The 18,501-nt window shown below is 74.9% G+C and carries 9 protein-coding genes; 6 read left to right on the top strand and 3 right to left on the bottom strand.

Going from position 1 to position 18,501, the window contains the following annotated elements; all coding sequences use genetic code 11:
• The first annotated feature begins 3 nt into the window (after positions 1-3).
• Together K7G61_RS24600 and K7G61_RS24595 are read left to right on the top strand one after the other, a co-directional pair.
• A complete protein-coding gene (locus K7G61_RS24600) occupies positions 4-1,347 on the top strand; it encodes an NAD(P)/FAD-dependent oxidoreductase (RefSeq protein WP_225849141.1) in 1,344 nt (447 codons plus the stop codon).
• 183 nt (positions 1,348-1,530) lie between these two features.
• Positions 1,531-2,127 carry a TetR/AcrR family transcriptional regulator gene (locus K7G61_RS24595; RefSeq protein ID WP_225849140.1) on the top strand — a complete coding sequence of 199 codons (597 nt, stop codon included), beginning with the start codon at positions 1,531-1,533 and terminating at the stop codon, positions 2,125-2,127.
• 154 nt (positions 2,128-2,281) lie between these two features.
• On the opposite strand, the gene K7G61_RS36585 is transcribed toward K7G61_RS24595, so the two are convergent.
• Positions 2,282-4,069, bottom strand: coding sequence for a thioesterase domain-containing protein (locus K7G61_RS36585; protein WP_308190691.1), 1,788 nt, complete (start codon positions 4,067-4,069; stop codon positions 2,282-2,284).
• 196 nt (positions 4,070-4,265) lie between these two features.
• Here K7G61_RS36585 and K7G61_RS24575 point away from each other — a divergent pair, with 196 nt between their 5' ends.
• The gene (locus tag K7G61_RS24575) at positions 4,266-12,929 is read left to right on the top strand and encodes a type I polyketide synthase (RefSeq protein ID WP_225849139.1); all 8,664 of its coding nucleotides are present in this window, start codon (positions 4,266-4,268) and stop codon (positions 12,927-12,929) included.
• Positions 12,930-13,062: 133 nt separating this feature from the next.
• Here K7G61_RS24575 and K7G61_RS24570 read toward each other — a convergent pair whose 3' ends face one another.
• The gene (locus K7G61_RS24570; RefSeq protein WP_225849138.1) at positions 13,063-13,752 is read right to left on the bottom strand and encodes a TetR/AcrR family transcriptional regulator; all 690 of its coding nucleotides are present in this window, start codon (positions 13,750-13,752) and stop codon (positions 13,063-13,065) included.
• Positions 13,753-14,041: 289 nt separating this feature from the next.
• On the opposite strand from K7G61_RS24570, the gene K7G61_RS24565 reads away from it, so the two are divergent.
• The 3 genes from K7G61_RS24565 to K7G61_RS24555 are packed head-to-tail and all read left to right on the top strand — an operon-like array spanning position 14,042 to position 17,246.
• Positions 14,042-15,175 (top strand): acyl-CoA dehydrogenase family protein, encoded by a 1,134-nt coding sequence (locus tag K7G61_RS24565; protein ID WP_225849137.1) that lies wholly within the window; start codon positions 14,042-14,044, stop codon positions 15,173-15,175.
• Positions 15,172-16,647: an amino acid adenylation domain-containing protein gene (locus K7G61_RS24560; protein WP_225849136.1), complete on the top strand. Its 1,476-nt coding sequence runs from the start codon at positions 15,172-15,174 to the stop codon at positions 16,645-16,647. The genes K7G61_RS24565 and K7G61_RS24560 overlap by 4 nt, the downstream gene beginning before the upstream one ends.
• A complete protein-coding gene (locus tag K7G61_RS24555) occupies positions 16,644-17,246 on the top strand; it encodes a flavin reductase family protein (RefSeq protein WP_225849135.1) in 603 nt (200 codons plus the stop codon). The genes K7G61_RS24560 and K7G61_RS24555 overlap by 4 nt, the downstream gene beginning before the upstream one ends.
• Here the strand turns inward: K7G61_RS24555 and K7G61_RS24550 are convergent.
• A complete protein-coding gene (locus K7G61_RS24550) occupies positions 17,204-17,818 on the bottom strand; it encodes a hypothetical protein (protein WP_225849134.1) in 615 nt (204 codons plus the stop codon). The genes K7G61_RS24555 and K7G61_RS24550 overlap by 43 nt on opposite strands.
• Positions 17,819-18,501: the final 683 nt, after the last annotated feature.

Below are 18,501 nucleotides of genomic sequence, written 5' to 3'. Positions count from 1 at the left end.
GTCGTGACGACAGACTTCGATGTAGCGGTCATCGGTGGTGGGCCGGCCGGCTCCACCACGGCCTCCTACCTCGCCAAGGCCGGCCTGTCGGTCGCGGTCTTCGAGGCCGAGAACTTCCCCCGTGAGCACGTGGGCGAGTCCCTGGTCACGGCCACCACTCCGGTCCTGCTGGAGATCGGCGCCATGCCGGCCGTCGAGGCCGCCGGCTTTCCCAAGAAGTACGGCGCCGCGTGGACCTCCGGCGAGACCCGCGAGATCAACCCGCTGGGCTACAACGTCGGCCCGCACAGCTTCGGCACCGCCGAGATCCGCTTCCAGGAGCGCGACCAGCCCGGGGTGGACCGCGACTTCACCTACCACGTGGACCGCGGGAAGTTCGACCTGATCCTGCTCAAGCACGCGGAGAGCCTGGGGGCCGTCGTCCACCAGGGCGTGCGGATCAGCAAGATCGACTTCGACGGCGAGTTCCCGGTGCTGAAGGCCAGGATCGGCGGCCGCACGACCGACGTGACGGCCCGCATGGTGGTGGACGCCAGCGGGCGCCGCACCCTGCTCGGCAACCAGCTCAAGGTGAAGGTCAACGACCCGGTCTTCAACCAGTACGCGATCCACACCTGGTTCGACAACTTCGACCGGGACTCGCTCAACCCCAACAAGGGCCAGGCCGACTTCATCTTCATCCACTTCCTGCCGATCACCGACACCTGGGTGTGGCAGATCCCGATCACCGACACCATCACCTCGATCGGCGTCGTCACCCAGAAGAAGCGGTTCCAGGAGGTCGCCTCCAACCGCGAGGAGTTCTTCTGGGACACCGTGGCCAGCCGCCCCGAGCTGCTGGACGCCCTCAAGCGCGCCGACCAGGTCAGGCCGTTCAAGACCGAGGGCGACTACAGCTACGGCATGAGCCGGATCGCCGGCGACAACTTCCTGCTGGTCGGCGACGCGGCCCGGTTCGTGGACCCGATCTTCTCCAGCGGGGTGAGCGTCGCCCTCAACAGCGCCCGGCTCGCGGCCGCCGACATCATCGCCGCGCACCAGGCGGGCGACTTCTCCAAGGCCCGGTTCGCCACCTATGAGAACAAGCTGCGCAAGGCGGTGAACAACTGGTACGAGTTCATCTCCATCTACTACCGGCTGAACATCCTGTTCACCGCCTTCGTCCAGGATCCGCGCTACCGGCTGGACGTCCTGAAGATGCTCCAGGGCGACGTGTACGACGACGAGGAGCCCAAGGCCCTGGCCGCCATGCGGGAGGTCGTCGCCGCGGTGGAGCAGGACGAGACGCACCTGTGGCGCCCGTTCCTCGGTGAACTCAAGGCACCGACGGCGAAGGCGAGCTTCTGACTCTCGCCGGCGAGGCGGCGGCCACGGGAGCGCCGGCGAGTGCGCGCGGGCGGACCCGACGACGACGTCGGGTTCCGCCCCCGCGGCATTGTGTCCGCGCCCGGGGGTTTACCGTACGATGAGCCCGGACCCAGCAGCCCGCGGCCTTCAGGGGGTGTCATTCGGTTGGTCGGAGAGGACGAGATGCGCCCCCCGCCGAAGAAGCACAGCGGACGCAGGGCCGGGCCGACGAGCAGCCAGCACGTGATCCTGGACGCCGCTCGAACCGAATTCAGCGCGCATGGATTCGAGGGCACCACGATGCGGGCGATCGCCCGGTCCGCCGGGGTGGACGCCGCGCTGATCCACCACTTCTTCCTGTCCAAGGGCGGCCTGTTCTCGGCGGCCGTGCAGGACGTGTTCACCGTGCCCGACCTGATGACCGTCGTCGCCGACGGCGATCCGCAGGCCGTCGGCGAACGGCTCGCCTGGGCGTACGTGCGGCACTGGGAGAGTCCCGACATGCTGCCCCGGCTGGTGGCCCTGATGCGCTCGGCGACCGCCTTCGACGGCGCGTCGCTGGCCATCCGCCAGTTCTTCGCGCAGACGCTGCTCCCGGTCGCCGCGAGGGTCGGACAGGGACGCCACGAACTGCGCGCCTCGCTGTGCGGCTCCTTCCTGCTGGGCATCGCCGCGCTGCGCTACGTCTCGCACACCGAGCCGACCGCCTCGCTCAGCCGGCGGCAACTGGTCGGCGTCATGAGCGGGACCTGCCAGGCGTACATGTGCGACCGCATGTAGCCCGCCCGGGGCGGCGGGGCGGTCGGACCGCCTGAGCGGCGGCGCATCCCTTGCGGCGGGCGGAACGTCCCGTTGCCGTCGTGCGCCGTCGTCGGCCGTCGTGCCCCGCGTACCCCGCCTGCGGCTCGCCGCCGCCCCGCTCGCGGGCCGGGCGTCACACGGTGAGGGGATACGCCAGGCGCGCCACGCGTTCGGTCAGCGCGCTCGCGAACTGCGGGCGGTCCAGGAAGAAGTGGCCGCCCTCCAGGAAGACCAGCTCGCAGGTGCCGGTCGTCTCCCGCTTCCACGCCAGCATGCCCAGGTCGTCGGTCATGGGGTCGTCGCCGCCGGCGAAGGCCACCACGGGCACCGGCAGCGGCGGGACCTCGGGCCGCACGTACCGCTCGGCCAGCCGCAGGTCGGCGCGCAGCAGCGGCAGGAACACCTGAAGGAGTTCCGGCTGGCGCAGCAGGGCGTCGGGCATGCCGCCCAGCCTGCGCAGCGCGCTGACGAACTGCGCGTCGGGCAACTGGTGGACCGGCGGGTACGCGGGCTTCGCGCTCGGCCCGTTGCGGCCCGCGGCCACCAGCAGCGCGGGCGGCAGCCCCCGGGCGAGCATGCGGTGGCTGATGTCGAAGGCCAGCAGCGAGCCCAGGCTGTGGCCGACGAGCGCGTAAGGGCCGTCCACCTGGGCGGCGATGGTGTCGGTGAGCCCGGCCACCAGGAGGTCCCAGTCCTCCGCCAGGGGTTCGCCGAGCCTGCTGCCGTGTCCCGGCAGGTCCATCGGCACCACCCGGGCGTACGGGGCCAGCCAGCGCCAGCTCCGGAAGACCACGCTGTTGCCGCCCGCGTGCGGCAGGCAGAAGAGCTGCAGCCCGGCCGGCGGCAGGGCGTCGTCCGGCGCCGCCGGGTCGTGGGCGAAGGGCGTGGCGGTCATGGGGCGTTCTCCTCGTGGTCGCGGGGTTCGCGGTGGTCGCGGGGGGCGCGGAGCTCGCGCCGGTCGGGGCCGTCGCACTCGTCGCTGCGGCCGGGACGGCCGGGGCTCGGCCCAGGGGAGCGGGTCGCCGTCCTGGCGCGGCTGCCGGGCGGCCCGCAGCAGCTCGGCGATCGTCGTACGGTGCTCGTGCACGACGGCCCGCGGGCACTGCACGGCGACGGCCCCCCGCAGGCCCGGCGGGACTCCGGCCAGGTCGGCCAGCGACCATACGCCGGCCGGGCCCGCCTCCCGGGGCAGTCCCCGCACCCGGACCCGGCCGGCGGAGCGCAGGTCGGTGGCCACCTGGCGCAGGTCCCCGGCCAGCCCGGTGCCCAGGGCCTTGAGTACGGCCTCCTTGCGGGTGAAGGCACGGGCGACGGCGGCGTCGCGGACGGACTCCGGGACGGTCCGCCAGTCGGCGCGCTCGGCGTCGGACAGGATGCCGCGGGCGAACCGCTCCCGGTCCGGCAGCGGGGCGCACTCCTCGATGTCCACACCGACCGGGCCCGCCCAGCTCAGCGCGATCGCGGCGTAGGCGCCGGCGTGCGACAGGCTCAGCCGCAGCGCGAGCGGGGGAGCGGCTCCGGTGACGTCCGCGCGGCCCGGCCACTGCCCGCCGCCGGGCCCGCCCGGCGGCGGGCACCGGCCGTCGCCGGGCGCCTCGTCCACCTCGTCCACCTCGTCCACCTCGTCCACCTCGTCCACCTCGTCCACCTCGTCCGCCTCGCGCGGCACGTGCGTCCACGCGGCCAGGAACGGCTTTCCGCGCGGGTCGTGGGCGAGTTCGGGCAGGGGCAGGATTCCGGTGGAGGCGCCCGCCGCCAGGATCCGCAGCGCCGCGTTGGCGGACAGCGCCCGCCGCCGGTGCGGCTGGACGCGCGCCGCGAGCCGGTCCCGCTCGGCGGGCGGAAGACAGGCCGCGGCCGCGTGGGAAGCGGCTTCGTCGTCGACGTCCACGAGCCAGACGTGCACCTCGGGCCGGGCCACGGCATCCCCTCGTCGGCTCGTCACTCCGGGTTAATCGTCGTTGACCGGACGACCACATCATACATAGACTCCCCACTCGATGAAATCATCGCGTGGTGAGTCGATCGTGGCCGGTCCGAGCACCAGGCCCCGCGGGAACCCCGCGGGGCACCCGGCCGACCCGGCTCCGCGGACACGTCGAGCGAGGGGAATGACGGTGCGGGACAACCGCGAACACCCTGATTTCGAAGACCCGGCCTCCACTTCCACCGACCCGGCCGGCCGCGGCGACATCGCGGTCGTCGGCATCGGGTGCCAGTACGCGGGCGGAGTGCACGACCTGGACAGCCTCTGGCGGGCGATCCTCGACGGCCGGGACCTGACCTCCCCGGTTCCCGCGGACCGCTGGGACGCCCGCTTCCTGGACAAGGACCGCGCCGAGGGAACCATGTACTGCGGGCGGGGCGGCTTCCTGGACGACATCGACCGCTTCGACGCCCGTTTCTTCGGCGTCACCCCGCGCGAGGCGGCCGAGATCGACCCCCAGCACCGGCTGCTGCTGACCGTCGCCTGGGAGGCGATGGAGGACAGCGGCATACCCCGCGACCGCTGGGAAGGCAGCAGGACCGGTGTCTTCACCGGGATCCTCGGCATGGACTACTCCCTCCTGCTGGCCAAGACCAGGGGGGAGCGGGGCGTGGGGCCGTACTACGCCAGCGGCAAGGAGGCCAGCTTCGGCGCGGGCCGCATCGCGTACACCTTCGGCCTGCACGGCCCCTGCATGATGGTCAACTCCGCCTGCTCCTCCTCCCTGCTCGCGGTGCACCTGGCCTGCCAGGCGCTGCGCGCGGGCGAGTGCGACGCCGCGCTGGCCGGCGGGGTCAACCTGATCCTCTCGCCGGAACTGCAGATCTTCATGAGCCGCATCGAGGCGCTGTCCCCGACCGAGATCTGCCGCCCGCTGGACGCCGCCGCGGACGGCGTGGTCCGCGGCGAGGGCTCCGGCATGGTGGTGCTCAAGCGGTACGCCGACGCGGTCGCCGACGGCGACCGGATCTACGCGGTGCTCAAGGGCAGCGCCACCGTCCACGACGGCCACAGCGCCGGCCTGATCGCCCCCAGCGCCGAGGCCCAGGAGATGCTGCTGCGCTCCGCCCTTTCGGCCGCCGCGGTCGACCCCCGGGACGTCGACTACGTCGAGACCCACTGCACCGGCACCCCGCTCGGCGACCGCCTGGAGGTCTCGGCCCTCACCTCGGTGTTCGCCGACGGCCGCGATCCGGTGCGGCCGCTGCACATCGGCTCGCACAAGGCGAACTTCGGGCACTGCGACTCCGCCGCCGGGGTGCTCGGCCTGCTCAAGGGCATCGCGGTGGCACGCCACGGCGTCGTGCCCCCGCAGATCAACATCGAGAACCCGATAGACCCGCTGACCGACGGCGCGGTCCGGGTCGCGACCACGCCGACCCCGCTCCCCGGCGACGGGCCGCGGCTGGTCGGCGTGAGCGCCTTCGGCCTGTCCGGCACCAACGTGCACGTCGTCCTGCAGTCCCCGCCCGCCGCCCCCGGTACGGAACCCGCCCGGGACGCCGAGCCGGCGGATGAATCCGGGGCCGGCCGGCGTCCCGAGCCGCTGCCCGTACTGCTGGTCTCCGCGCCGACCCCGGCCGCGCTGTCCGCACAGGCCGCCGCCTACCGGGACGTGCTCGCACGGACCGCTCCCGACGAACTGCCGGCCCTGCTGCACAGCGCCTCGGCCCGCCGTACCCACCACGACCACCGGCTCGCGGTGACCGGCACCACCGGCCCCGCCCTGGCCGGCGCGCTGGAGGCGTACCTCGCCGGCGAGGCCGACGGCGCCGCGCACGGCGACGTGCTCGGCGGACGGCCGCCGCGGATCGTGTACGCCTTCTCCGGCCAGGGCTCCCAGTGGCCCGGCATGGCGATGGACCTGCACCGCGACCAGCCGGTCGTACGCGCGGCGCTCGACGAGTGCGACGCCCTGGTACGGCATTTCGCCGGCTGGTCCGTGCTGGAGGAGATCGCCCGCACCCGCGACAGCCGGCTGGCCCGCACCGAGATCGCCCAGCCCGCCGTCTTCGCCGTCCAGGTCGCGCTCAGCCGCCTGTGGTCCTCCTGGGGCCTGACGCCCACCGCGGTGGTCGGGCACAGCGTCGGCGAGATCGCCGCCGCCCACACCGCGGGCACGATCGGCCTGCGCGACGCCGTGCGCCTCGTGGTCGACCGCGGCCGGATCATGCAGGAGGCGACCGGCTCCGGCCGGATGACCCAGGTCGAACTGCCGCCCGAGCAGGTGCGCACCGCGCTGCGCCCGCTCGGCGGCGACGTCGTCATCGCCGGCGTCAACGGACCGCATTCCGTGGTGATCGCCGGGCCCACCGCCGCGATGGACCGCGCGGTGGCGCACCTCAAGCGCACCGGCGCCCACTGCATGCCCCTCGGTGTCGACTACGCCTTCCACAGCCCGGCCGTCCACGCCCACGGCGACCGGCTGGAGGAGCGTCTGGCCGGCCTGGCCCCCGAACCCGCCCGCATCCCCATGCTGTCCAGCGTCGCCCCCGGGACCACGGCGCCCGTCACCGACGCCGCCTACTGGGGCCGCAACGTCCGCGACGCCGTGCAGTTCTGGCCCGCCGTCGACCGGCGGCTGGCCGAGCGCGACGCCCTGTTCATCGAGATCGGCCCCCACCCGGTGCTCACCAGGCCGCTGCGCGACGCGCTGGCCCACCGCGGCCGCTCGGGACCGGTCGTCTCCTCGCTGGCCCGCGGCAAGTCGGCGGCGCTGACGCTCGCCGCGTCGCTCGCCGCGCTGTACCCCACCGGCGTGGCCGTCGACTGGGCCGCCGTCCACCCGGCGCGCGGCCGGCATGTCGCGCTGCCGCCGGTGCCGCTGGCGGGGGACCGCTACTGGCTGCCGGGCGTCACCCGCGGCGACCAGGGCGGCTCCGCCGCGTGGGCGCCGCGCGAACTGCGCGCGGAGATCCGCCTGTTCGACGCCGACCGCCGGCTCGTGGCGGCGTTCGAGGACCTGCCGGTGCCGGTGACACCGGCGGGGGAGGCGCCGGTACGGCAGCCCATGCCCGTACCGGCGCCCACGCCCCCCTCCCGGCCCGTGCCCGCACCGACGCCCGTGCCGCCCGGTGAGGCGTCCGCCGAATCCGTGCGGCCCGGTGAGGTGCTCGCCCCGCAACTCGCCCCGCAACTCGCCACGGAACGAGCTCCCGAGCTCGCCCCGGAGCAGGCCGCGCGGACCGTCGGCCGCATCGCGGCCGAGGTGCTGGGCGTGCCGGGGCAGCGGCTCTCGCGCGTGCGCGGCTTCTACGAGCTCGGCTTCGACTCCTTCTCCATCGTGGAGCTGGTCAACCGGCTGAGCGAGCGGTTCGGCGTCGAACTGCCCGCCGGCGTGGGCCTGGAGCACCCCAGCATCGAGGCGCTGACCGAGCGGATCCTCGGCGAGGTCGCGGCCGTCGCGACCGCACCCGCCCCGCATCCCGTCGCCGAGGACGCACCCGCATCGGCCCCGGCCGAAGCCGCGCCGGCCCGGGTTCCGGCCGAAACCGTGCCCGCGCCGGAAGCGCCCGTACCGGTGGCCGCGCCCGTACCGGAAGCGGCGCCCGTACCGGAAGCCGTCCCCGCCTCCGCGGCCGTACCGCGACTCGTCCCCGACCCCGCCCCCCGGTCCGTGCCCGGCCGGCCGTCCGGGGGCGCCGCGTCGGCCGCTCCGGTTCCCGAGCCCATCGCCATCGTCGGCATGAGCTGCCGCCTGCCGGGCGCTCCCGGTCTCGACGCCTACTGGTCGCTGCTGTCGCAGGGCGTCGACGCGACAAGTGACGTGCCGGCCGACCGGTGGGACGCGGCGGGGCTGCTGGACGACGGGCAGGCCGGGCCGGGCAGGACCGCCACCGGCCGCGGGGCGTTCATCGAGGGCATCGACCGGTTCGACAACGCCTTCTTCCGCGTCTCGGCCCGCGAGGCCCGCAGCATGGACCCGCAGCAGCGGATCTTCCTCGAAGTCGCCTGGGAGGCGCTGGAGGACGCCGGGCTGGACGCGCAGGCGCTGCGCGACGGCCGCACCGGCCTGTTCGTCGGCCTCAACACCGTGGACTACGGGCAGATGCTGGCCGGCGCCCCGGACCAGGTCGACCTCTACTACGGCACCGGCAACACCTTCTCCGGCAGCGCCGGCCGCATGTCGTACTTCCTCGGCGTGCGCGGGCCCAGCGTCGCCGTCGACACCGCCTGCGCCTCGTCGCTGACCGCCGTGCACCTGGGCTGCCAGAGCCTGCGCTCCGGCGAGAGCGACATCGCCGTGGTCGGCGGGGCCAACGCGCTGCTGACGCCGACGGTCTACATGGCGATGTCGGCGGGCGGGGCGCTCGCCCCGGACGGGCGCTGCAAGACCTTCGACGCGAGCGCCGACGGCTACGGCCGCGGTGAGGGCGCCGGCGCGCTGATCCTCAAAAGGCTCTCGCAGGCCCGGGCCGACGGCGACCGGATCCACGCGGTGATCCGCGGCAGCGCCGTCAACCACAACGGCGCCTCAGGCGGCCTGACCGTGCCCAGCGCGCTGGCCCAGGCCGAGGTGATCGGCGCCGCGCTCGCCCAGGGCGGCGTGCACCCCGCCGAGGTGGACTACGTCGAGGCGCACGGCACCGGCACCCCCCTCGGCGACCCCGTCGAACTCACCGCCCTGGACCGGGCGATCGGCGCGCACCGGCCGGACGGACGGCCGCTGCTGGTCGGCTCGGTGAAGACCAACATCGCGCACCTGGAGGCCGCGGCCGGCGTGGCCGGCCTGATCAAGACGGTCCTGGCGATGCGCAACGGCGAGATCCCGGCACACCTGCACTTCACCGAGCCCAGCCCGAAGATCCCCTGGGACCGGCTCCGGCTGAGGGTGACGGGCCGGGCCACGCCCTGGCCGCGGACCGGCCGGCCGCGCACCGCCGGCGTCAGCGCCTTCGGCTTCACCGGCACCAACGCGCACGTGGTGCTCAGCGAGCCGCCCGCCGAAACCGCGTCCCGATCCGGGTCCGGGGCCGCGGCGCGTGACAGCTCCCGGCCGTACGCGCTGGCCGTCTCCGCGGCCGGCCCGGCCGCACTGGACGAGGCCGCGCGCCGGGTCGCGGCCCTCCTGGAGGACCCCGCGGGCCCCGCGCCGGCGGACCTCGCCCACACCCTCGGCGTGCGCCGTACCCACCTGGAACACCGGCTGGTCGCGACCGGCGCCGACCGCGCCGAACTGCTGGCCTCCTTGCGTTCCGCGCCGGTCACCGCGACCGCCAGGCCCGGCGAACCGGCCCGCCTGGCCGCCGTGTTCGGCCCGGACGTGGCCGATCTGCCGTGGCGGACGCTGTACGAGCGGGAAGGCGCCTTCCGGGCCGCCCTGGACGCGGTGGAGGCCGCGGCCCTGGCCGTGCTGGGCACCTCGGTCCGTACCGAGCTCACCCGGCGCGGGCCCGCCGACCGGACGGCGTCCGCCATGACACCGGTCGCCGCGGTCGGCGCGCAGATCGCCCTGGCCGCGCTGTGGGCCGACCACGGCGTACGTCCGGACGCGCTGGCCGCGCGCGGGACCGGCGAGATCGCCGCCGCCCACGTCGCCGGAGTGCTGGGGCTGCGCGACGCGATGGCCGTGGCCGGCGGGCTGAAGGGCGCGCGGCTGTCCGGCGAGCCCGCCGTGCCGCTGCACCTGGCCTCGCGGCCGCCCGCCCTGGCGGCGTGGACACCCGGTTCACCCGCCGACGCCTCCGCCTTCGCACCCGCCACGGCCGAGCGGCTGCTGGACGAAGGCGTGGAACTGCTCCTGGACGCCGGACTCGCCTCCGCCGCCGCCGAACTCGCCGCGCACGCCGAGGAGCTGACGGCCCTCCGGCCGGCCGGCCCGGCGGACGAGGGCGCGCTCGTACGGGCCGCGGCCGCCCTGCACGCGCACGGCGCCCCGGTGGACTGGGACGTGCTGCTCGCCGGACGCGGCAGGCAGGTCTCGCTGCCCGCGTACCCCTGGCAGCACCGCAGGCACTGGATCGACGTCCCGGCGGCGACGGCGGCGGGACGCGCGCCGGAGCCCGCGTCCGATCCGGCGCGGGACACTTCCGAGGCGCTCGGCGCGCCCGTCGTCCCGTACGACACGCCCGGCGCCCGCTACTACCCGGTGCGGCGGGCCGTGGGCGGGGGCGGCCCGGTCGGCGCCGCCGCCGTGACCGGGCTCCTGCTCGCCGCCGGACGCGACCTGCTGGGCGGTGACGCGGTGGAGCTGCGGGAGGTCGCCTTCGACGCCCCGCTTATCGCCGCGACCGCCCTGGCACCCGCGGCGGGCGCGCAGATCGCGGCACGCAGGACCGGCACCGCCTGGTCCCTGTCCCTCGTCTCCGGCCGCCACGGCGGCCGCGACGCCGCACCGGCCGCGACCGCGGACCTCACCCGACCCTCCGGCCGGCCGGACCCGGTCGACCCGGCCGCCCTGCGCGCGCGTCTCGCGCTGCCCGTCCCCGGGGACCAGGCACCGTGGCGCGGGGACCGGCAGGCGACGGGCGGCTCCCCGGGCGCCTTCGAGGTCGCCGCGCTGACGCAGGGATCCGGCGGGACCGAACGGCTCGCCGCGCTGCGCCTGACCGCCGCACCCGGCGGCGCCGGAGCACGCCCCCGTACCGCCCCGCTCCCGGACGCGGTGCTCGACGCGGCCGTGGACCTGCTGTCCTCCTGCCTGACGGGACCCGGCCTGCCGGCGACCGCCGCTCGATCGGTGCGGTCGTACGGCGCTGCCGCCGGCGAAGAGGTGCTGCTGCACGCCGTGGCCGACGCGGACGACACGGGCCGGGTGCGGGTACTCGCCGCCGACGGCCGGGTGCTGGCCGAGCTGAGCGGCGTGCGGTACGCGCCCGCGGCCGACCCCGAGGTCCCGGGCGGGGTACGGCGCCGGGTCGAGGAGCGGCTTTGGACCGTGCGGTGGCAGCCGGCCGAACCGCCCGGGCCCGCCGGGCGCGCGCGGGGGCAGCAGTGGCTGGTGGCCGCGGCCACGCCGCGGGACACCACGGCGGCCGAGGGGATCGCGGCGGCACTGGTCCGCGCCGGAGCCGACGCGCGCGCGGTCGCCACGGCCCCCGACAGGTCCGGTCCCGGCAGCGACCTGACAGGCATCGTGCTGGCCGCGACCGCCCCCACCGGCGAGAGCGGGTCCGACGGCCCCGAAGGCGATGCCGCGGTCGCGCTCCTGACCGCCGCACGGGCGGCGGCGGCCGCCGGGACCGCGCCCAGGCTGTGGCTGGTCACCCGCGGCGCGCAGGAACCGGCGGGCGCGGCGCCGCCCGACCGCGGCCAGGCCGCGGCCTGGGGCCTGGCCCGTGTGATGGCGATGGAGGCGCCGGACGCGTGGGGCGGCTGCCTCGACCTGCCGGCCGCGACCGAGGCGGAGTTCGACGCCGCCGCGGCCGTCCTGACCGCGGACCGGGCCCCGGACCGCGCGGTGGAGGACGAACTGGTCCTGCGGGACGGCACCTGGTGGGCGCCGCGCCTGCTCGCGGCCGACCCCCCGTCCGGCCCGCTGCCGTCGCTGCGTTTCGGCCGGGAGGGCTGGTACGTGATCGCCGGCGCGCTGACCGCGGCGGTCCGTCCCGTCGTCGACCGGCTGGTGGCCGCGGGCGCCCGGCGCCTGCTGGTGGTCCGGCCCGCCGACGGCGACGGCCCGGCCGAGCCCGACGCGGACTGGGCCGAGGACATGTCGCTGGCCGGGGTGGACGTCAAGGTCGCCGAACTGTCCGCCCGCGACGTCGCCGCCGGCCACGACGGGGCGAGCGACGCCCACGTCCTGGCCGCGGTGACGGGCGGCGAGCCGGTCGCCGGGGTGGTCGTCGCCCCGCCCGCGCCCCCCGTACGCAACCTGGCGGACACCGAACCGGAGCACCTGGCCGCCGGCCGGGCGCTCGCCGGCCTCGTCGCCCGCCTGGAGGCCGCCCTGCGCGGCGTGCCGCTGGACTTCTTCTACGTCCTCGGCTCCGCCGCGGCGTCCTGGGGATCGGCCGGCATGGCCGCCGCGGGAGCGCTGGAAGGGGCGCTGTCCGCGGTGGCCGCCGCCCGTACCGCCGCGGGACAGGCGGCCGCGGTGATCCGCTGGATGCCGCGGGCCGACACCGGCGAGCTGAGCCGCAGGGACCGGCTGATGATGGAGAACAGCGGGCTGACGGCGCTCACCGCCGGCGACATCGCCGAGGCAGCGGACCTCCTGCTGCGCGGCGGCCACGCGGACGTGGCGGTCGCCCGGGTGGACACGCTCCGGTACGCCGACGCCTGCCGGCGGCAGACCGCCCGCGGCTTCCTCGACCTGCTCGCCCGCCCCTCGGACGGCTCACCGGCCGCGGGGACCGCGCAGGACCCGGACCGGGACCCGGGCCGGGACCGGCCACCGTTGGTGGCCGAACTGCTCGCCCTGAGCCCGCAGTTGCGCGGCGACGTCCTGCTGGAACGGGTGCTGCGGACGGTGACCGAGGTGCTGGGGGAGGACTCCGGCGGCGAGGTCGACCCGGAACGGGGCTTCTTCGAACTCGGCATGGACTCGGTGATGGCGGTCGCCCTCAAGACCCGGCTGGACGAGCAGTTGGGCGTGGACCTGCCGGCCACGCTCACCTTCGAGTTCCCCACCGCCCGGGCGCTGGCCCGCCATCTGCTCGACGGCCTGTCCGGGGACGACGACCCCGGGCAGGAGGCCGCGGCGGCGGAGGCGGCCGGGGCGGCGGCAACCGGCGCGAGCGGCGCGGCGTCCGGCGGCGACGAGGACCTGGACAGCCTGTCGGACGACGAGCTCATGGAGCGTTTGATGGCCGGGCTGGCCGCCTCCGAGCACCTGCTCGGAGGGGAGGGCTGACATGCGGCCCGCCGTGCGGCCCGGCCCTGCCGGGCGCCGGCCGACGGTACCGCGCCGGGGGACCACCCCCGGCGCGGGCCGCGGCCCGGCCGAAGACGTGACGGACAGGGTCCCGGGCCGGCCGCCGGGCGGCTCAGGAAGCGACGAAGTGCTGGCCCGCACCCAGGCCCGCGGCATCGCCGCCCGACGCCCCCGGAGCGTCGTCGCCGTCCTCCTCCGGGAGCGGGCCGGTCAGGAACTCCTGGACGCTGCGGCCCACGATCCGGATCAGGTCCTGCTGGCCGACGCCGGCCATCACCGGGTCGTGCACCAGGTAGCGCCCGATGATCAGCGCCATCATCTGGGCGGTGACCAGCGAGGCCCGCAACTCCGGCCGGTCCGGGCTGACCTGCGCCGCGATCTGCCCGAACAGCCCGCCCAGATAGGCGGCGTCACCGAAGTCGGTGTGCTCCGGGCTGCTCAGCGGCGCGGAGAAGCCGACCAGCGTGCGGGCCGAGGTGCCGGGGCTGTCGCACAGCGCCAGCAGCATCTTGACGGTCCGCCGCCCCACCCCGGCCGGGGTGCCGCGCAGCGCCTCGGCGACCAGCTCATCGGTGTCCAGCGACACGCTCATGGCCTGCATCAGCAGGTTCTGCTTCGACCCGAAGTAGTGCCTGACCAGGCTGGGGTCGACATTGGCGCGGGCGGTGATGCTGCGCATGCTCACCCCGGTGAAACCCCGCTCGGAGATCTCCCGCCGTGCCACCTCGATCAGCCACTGACGAGTGGAGGGCACGGGCTGCTGGGACTCCGCGCTGTGCTCCGTGGAGTCTCCGGTCTGCATGTATCCACCTCGTCCCACTCGGAAGCGCCGGCCGGTGAACGCTCGCCGGCGCCGACCCTCACCGGCCCGTCCCAACGATGCCGCGACCGGCCGGTGCTCGCCTCGGTACGTGATCACGTGTCACGTGGCACAGGTCCATGGTGCACCACTCAATCGCTTGCCGACACCGGTGGGGCAACACTGCGACCCGATTGAGACCCCTTGGCCATGGCTTTGGCCGTGGCTTCCCGGCTTTCGCCCGAACAACCGGCCGACCGGCCGGATCCGGATCCGTGTGACAGGAGGAACCGTGGACTTCAGTTGGAGCACGCAGCAGCGGGCCGCGCAGAGCGCGGTGCTGGAGGCGGTGCGCGAGGCGTTCGACGGCCGCCCCGGGACCGACTTCTTCACCCGCGGGCAGTGGCGCACGCTCGGTGATCTCGGTCTGCTCGGCCTGTGCGTGCCCACCGAGTACGGGGGCCAGGGCCTGGGCGCGCTGGAGACCGCCGGCATGGTCGAGGCGTTCGGCCGCGGCTGCGCCGACACGGGCCTGGTCTTCGCCGCCTCCGCCCACCTGTTCGCCTGCACCGTACCCATCGCCGACTTCGGCACCGACACGGTCCGTACCAAACTGCTGCCCGGCCTGTGCTCCGGCGACCTCGTCGCGGGCAACGCCATGACCGAGGCCGAGGCCGGGTCCGACGTCTCCCGGCTCGCCGTGACCGCGGAGCGGACGGACGGCGGCTGGCTGCTCAGCGGCGAGAAGAGCTTCGTCAGCAACGGCCCGGTCGCCGACGTCTACGTCACGTACGCCACCACCGACCCCTGGGCCGGCCACCTGGGCGTCACCGGTTTCGTCGTCGAGCGCGACACGCCCGGGGTCACCGCGAGCGAACCCTTCGACAAACTCGGCCTGCTGGCCTGCCCCGCCGGCACCGTCACCTTCGACCGCTGCTTCGTGCCCGACGAGCAGGTGCTGGGCGGCGAGGGCATGGGCGGCGCGATCTTCCAGCACTCCATGGGCTGGGAGCGGGCCTGCCTGTTCGCCGGCTACCTCGGCCTGATGGACCGGCTGATCGAGCGCTGCGTCGAGCACGCCCGCTCCCGCCGCCAGTTCGGGCACCGCATCGGCGACTTCCAGGCCGTCGCTCACCGCGTCGTCGAGATGAAGCTGCGCCTGGACAGCGCCCGGCTGCTGCTGCACCGGGCCTGCTGGCAGATGGACCAGGGCGAGGACAGCGTGCTGAGCGTGGCGCTGTCCAAACTCGCCGTCTCCGAAGGCGCCCTGGCCAGCGCCGTGGACGCCGTGCAGATCTTCGGCGGTCGCGGCTACCGGCGAGACCAGGGCATCGAGGCGTACCTGCGCGACACCGTCCCCAGCACGATCTTCTCCGGCACCTCCGACATCCAGCGGCTGCTCATCGCGAAGGAACTGGGACTGTGATCCTCCACGAACTCGTCACCGACTCCGCCCGCCGCGACCCCGGCGCCCTCGCCGTGGCCTGCGGCGACGACACCCTCACGTACGGACAACTGGACACCGCGGCCGACCGGTACGCCGCCGCCCTGCGCGCCCGCGGGGTGCGGCCCGGCGACCGCGTCCTCGTCTGGGGCGGCAAGAGCACCGCCGCGGTGGCCCTGATGCAGGGCGCGCTGCGGGCCGGCGCGCTCTACGTGCCCGTCACCTCCTCCAACCCCACCACCCGGGTCGCCACCATCGCCCGCGACTGCGACGCCGTCCTCGTCGCCGTCGACGACTCGGCCGCCGCCCGGGCCGCGCAGGACCCGGACGCCCTCGGCCCCGGCAGCGCGCCGCTGGTGCCGCTGGACGACCTGCTGGCCGAAGGCGCCGGACAGCCCGCCGAGCCGCCCCACCGGGCCGACCCGGACGCGCCGGCCTACATCCTCTACACCTCGGGCTCCACCGGGACGCCAAAGGGCGTGAGCATCAGCCACACCAACGCGCTGGCCTTCGTCACCTGGGCGGCGCGCCTGCTGGACCTGCGACCCGAGGACCGGCTGTCCAACCACGCGCCCTTCAACTTCGACCTGTCCGTCTTCGACCTGTACGGCGCCTTCCTGGCCGGCGCCTCGGTGCACCTGGTCTCCCCGGAGATGGCCTACACGCCGCTGCACCTGGCCGAGTTCATCACCAGCGAGCGCATCACCGTGTGGTACTCGGTGCCCTCCGCGCTGGTGCTGATGATGCGGGACGGCAAGCTGCTGGACCGGCCCCAGCCGCCCGCGCTGCGCGCCTGCGTGTTCGCCGGCGAGCCGTTCGCCCTCGCCCAGGCCCAGACCCTGCGCAAACACTGGTCCGGGGTGCGGCTGCTGAACTGGTACGGGCCCACCGAGACCAACGTGTGCACCTCCTACGAGGTCACCGACGCCGACCTGGCCCGTACCCGGCCGCTGCCCATCGGCTCGGCCGCCAGCGGCGACACCGTCACCCTCGACCCGCCCGGCGAGGGCGAGATCGTCGTCAGCGGGCCCACGGTGATGCTGGGCTACTGGGGGCGGCCCGCGCACCGGGGCCCCTACCGCACCGGCGACATCGGCCGGATCGGCGCCGACGGCGAACTGGAGTACGTCGGCCGCATCGACCACATGGTCAAGATCCGCGGCCAGCGGATAGAACTCGGCGAGATCGAGGCCGTGCTGGGGGCCCACGAGGCCGTCGCGGCGGCCGCCGTGGTCGTCGTCGGCTCCGGCCTGGAGTCCGAGCTCCACGCGATCGCCGTGCCCGCCGAGGGCGCCCGGCCCCGGCTGCTGGACCTGAAGGGCTTCAGCGCCGCCCGGCTGCCCACCTACATGGTCCTGGACGCCCTGCACCTGACCGACGCCCTGCCCCTGACCCCGAACGGCAAGACCGACAGGCCGGCCCTGCTGGCCGCCATCGAGCGAGGCGAGCTGTGACGACGAACCAGGTATCCACCCCCACCTCCGGATCCCCCCTCCCCGCCACCCCCGGCTCCACCACCATGACCGCCGTACCGCCGGCCGGTCAGGCCGCCGGCCTGGACTACGAGTCGTTCCGCGACATCATGGGCTCGTTCGCCAGCGGCATCAGCGTGGTCACCACGATGACCGAGGACGGCGAGCCGTACGGACTGACCTGCTCCGCGGTGTGCAGCGTCTCCGCCGACCCGCCCCTGCTGCTGTCCTGCGTGCGCACCCCGTCCAGCACCCTGGACGCGATCCGGGCCCGCGGGCGCTTCGCGGTGAACTTCCTCGACGCGCACGCCCGGGAGGTCTCCCAGCTGTTCGCGAGGCCGGGCCAGGACAAGTTCGAGAAGGTGGGCTGGCATCCCGGCGCGGCTGCCGGGATGCCCATCCTGGACCGCACCCTGGCCCACGCCGAGTGCTCGGTCCACCAGTTGATCGACGCCGGGGACCACGTGATCGTCCTCGGCCACCTGATCGGCGGCCGGGTGGACCAGTCGCGCTTCCCGCTGGGCTACTGGCGCGGCAACTACGTGCAGATGTTCCGCATGGGGCCCAACGCCCGGTGGTGAGGTCTGCTCCGCTGGACGGCACGGGGCCGGGCCGAGTACGGGCAGCACGGCTCGGCCCCGCTGCCGTCGGCCTGGTCCCAGTCCATCACGGGCTGGGACCGCACCCCCTCGGGCAGGGGCTCGCGGGTCGCCTGGGCCAAGGTGGTGGCGGTCAGCAGCGGCAGCCTGCCGCTGATCTCCGTCACCAGCTCGCCGCGCAGGTGGTCGTCGGCCTCGGCCGGCTGCCCCGAGACCGTGTACCGGTACGCCACCTCCCGCTCCGGCACCGTCGCGTAGGTCAGCCAGACACCCGGTATTCGGCGGTGCGCCGACTCGCCGTCCTCGTCCTCGTCGTCGGCGTCGGTACCGCGCAGGAGGGCGGTGGTGTTCTTCGGGCTGCTCAGCGCGCCGGTGTCGCCCTCCAGGGCGATGTGCACGGTGATCTCCCCGGGGCCGAGGTAGCCGAGCTGGAACGTGAGCAGATGTTCACCGTGGCGCGAGCTGACCGGGATCAGGCAACTGCGCAGCAGCAGCCCGTCCGGCTCGTAGAACAGCGTTCCGGCACGACCACAGCCAAGACGGATGGTGGACACGGAGCCTCCAGTTCCCTTACCGCGACATACCCGGGCATGAATCGTCAGGGCCGTGCAACTGCGGCGGAGGACCGCACGGGGCGACAGGCTCGGCGCGTGTGCGATGTCCCGGAATCGTGCGAGGACCGGCACTCCCCGCGGGCCGGCGCCGGCAGTCGGCACGCCCGACGCCGGTGGTGCCTTTCGTGACGTCCAACCGGCGGAACTCGCCGACCGGTTGTGTGACGGATGCTCCGGCGCTGACCGGTACCGGCCGAAGCCGGCGATTCCGGATGACTGATGAATGCGTCTGCTCTGCGCTCACGCCAAGCCTTCCCCGTGTCCCCCGTAGGCACTGCTTCGTCGGCGGCGAACGCGAGGTCTCGGCGTCCGCAGTCGCACTGCAGTACAGCGGCATTCAACCCTTGCCCCGCGTAGAACACCACTGGCGCCACACCGATGGCTTGAATCACTCGCCTAACGCCCCAGATCCGGCTGATAGGACGGTCATTAGCCTGCCAATGTTGTCCGAAACCTTATCTCCCGCGGCTGCCGCCCGTCCGGAGAGGCGTGAGGCGGTCCGCGCGCCGCACGCCTGGTCCCGCCCGCGCGGCGCCGGGCACGCGGCGCGGATCCGCGACGGAAGACACAGGCCGATGGGGAAGCGGAGCACAAGGATACCAGTTGGTCACCGACCGTCGCCG

Origin of the sequence: Streptomyces sp. HPF1205 (assembly GCF_020400825.1) — a bacterium.
GTDB lineage: Bacteria > Actinomycetota > Actinomycetes > Streptomycetales > Streptomycetaceae > Actinacidiphila.
The sequence above is the reverse complement of the archived record's forward strand: the minus strand, read 5'-3'. Positions and strand labels throughout refer to the sequence as shown.

Coding starts and splice junctions, on each gene's coding strand:
- K7G61_RS24595 (WP_225849140.1), top strand. CDS start 1,531: ATGCGCCCCCCGCCGAAGAAGCACAGCGGACGCAGGGCCGGGCCGACG.
- K7G61_RS24570 (WP_225849138.1), bottom strand. CDS start 13,752: ATGCAGACCGGAGACTCCACGGAGCACAGCGCGGAGTCCCAGCAGCCC.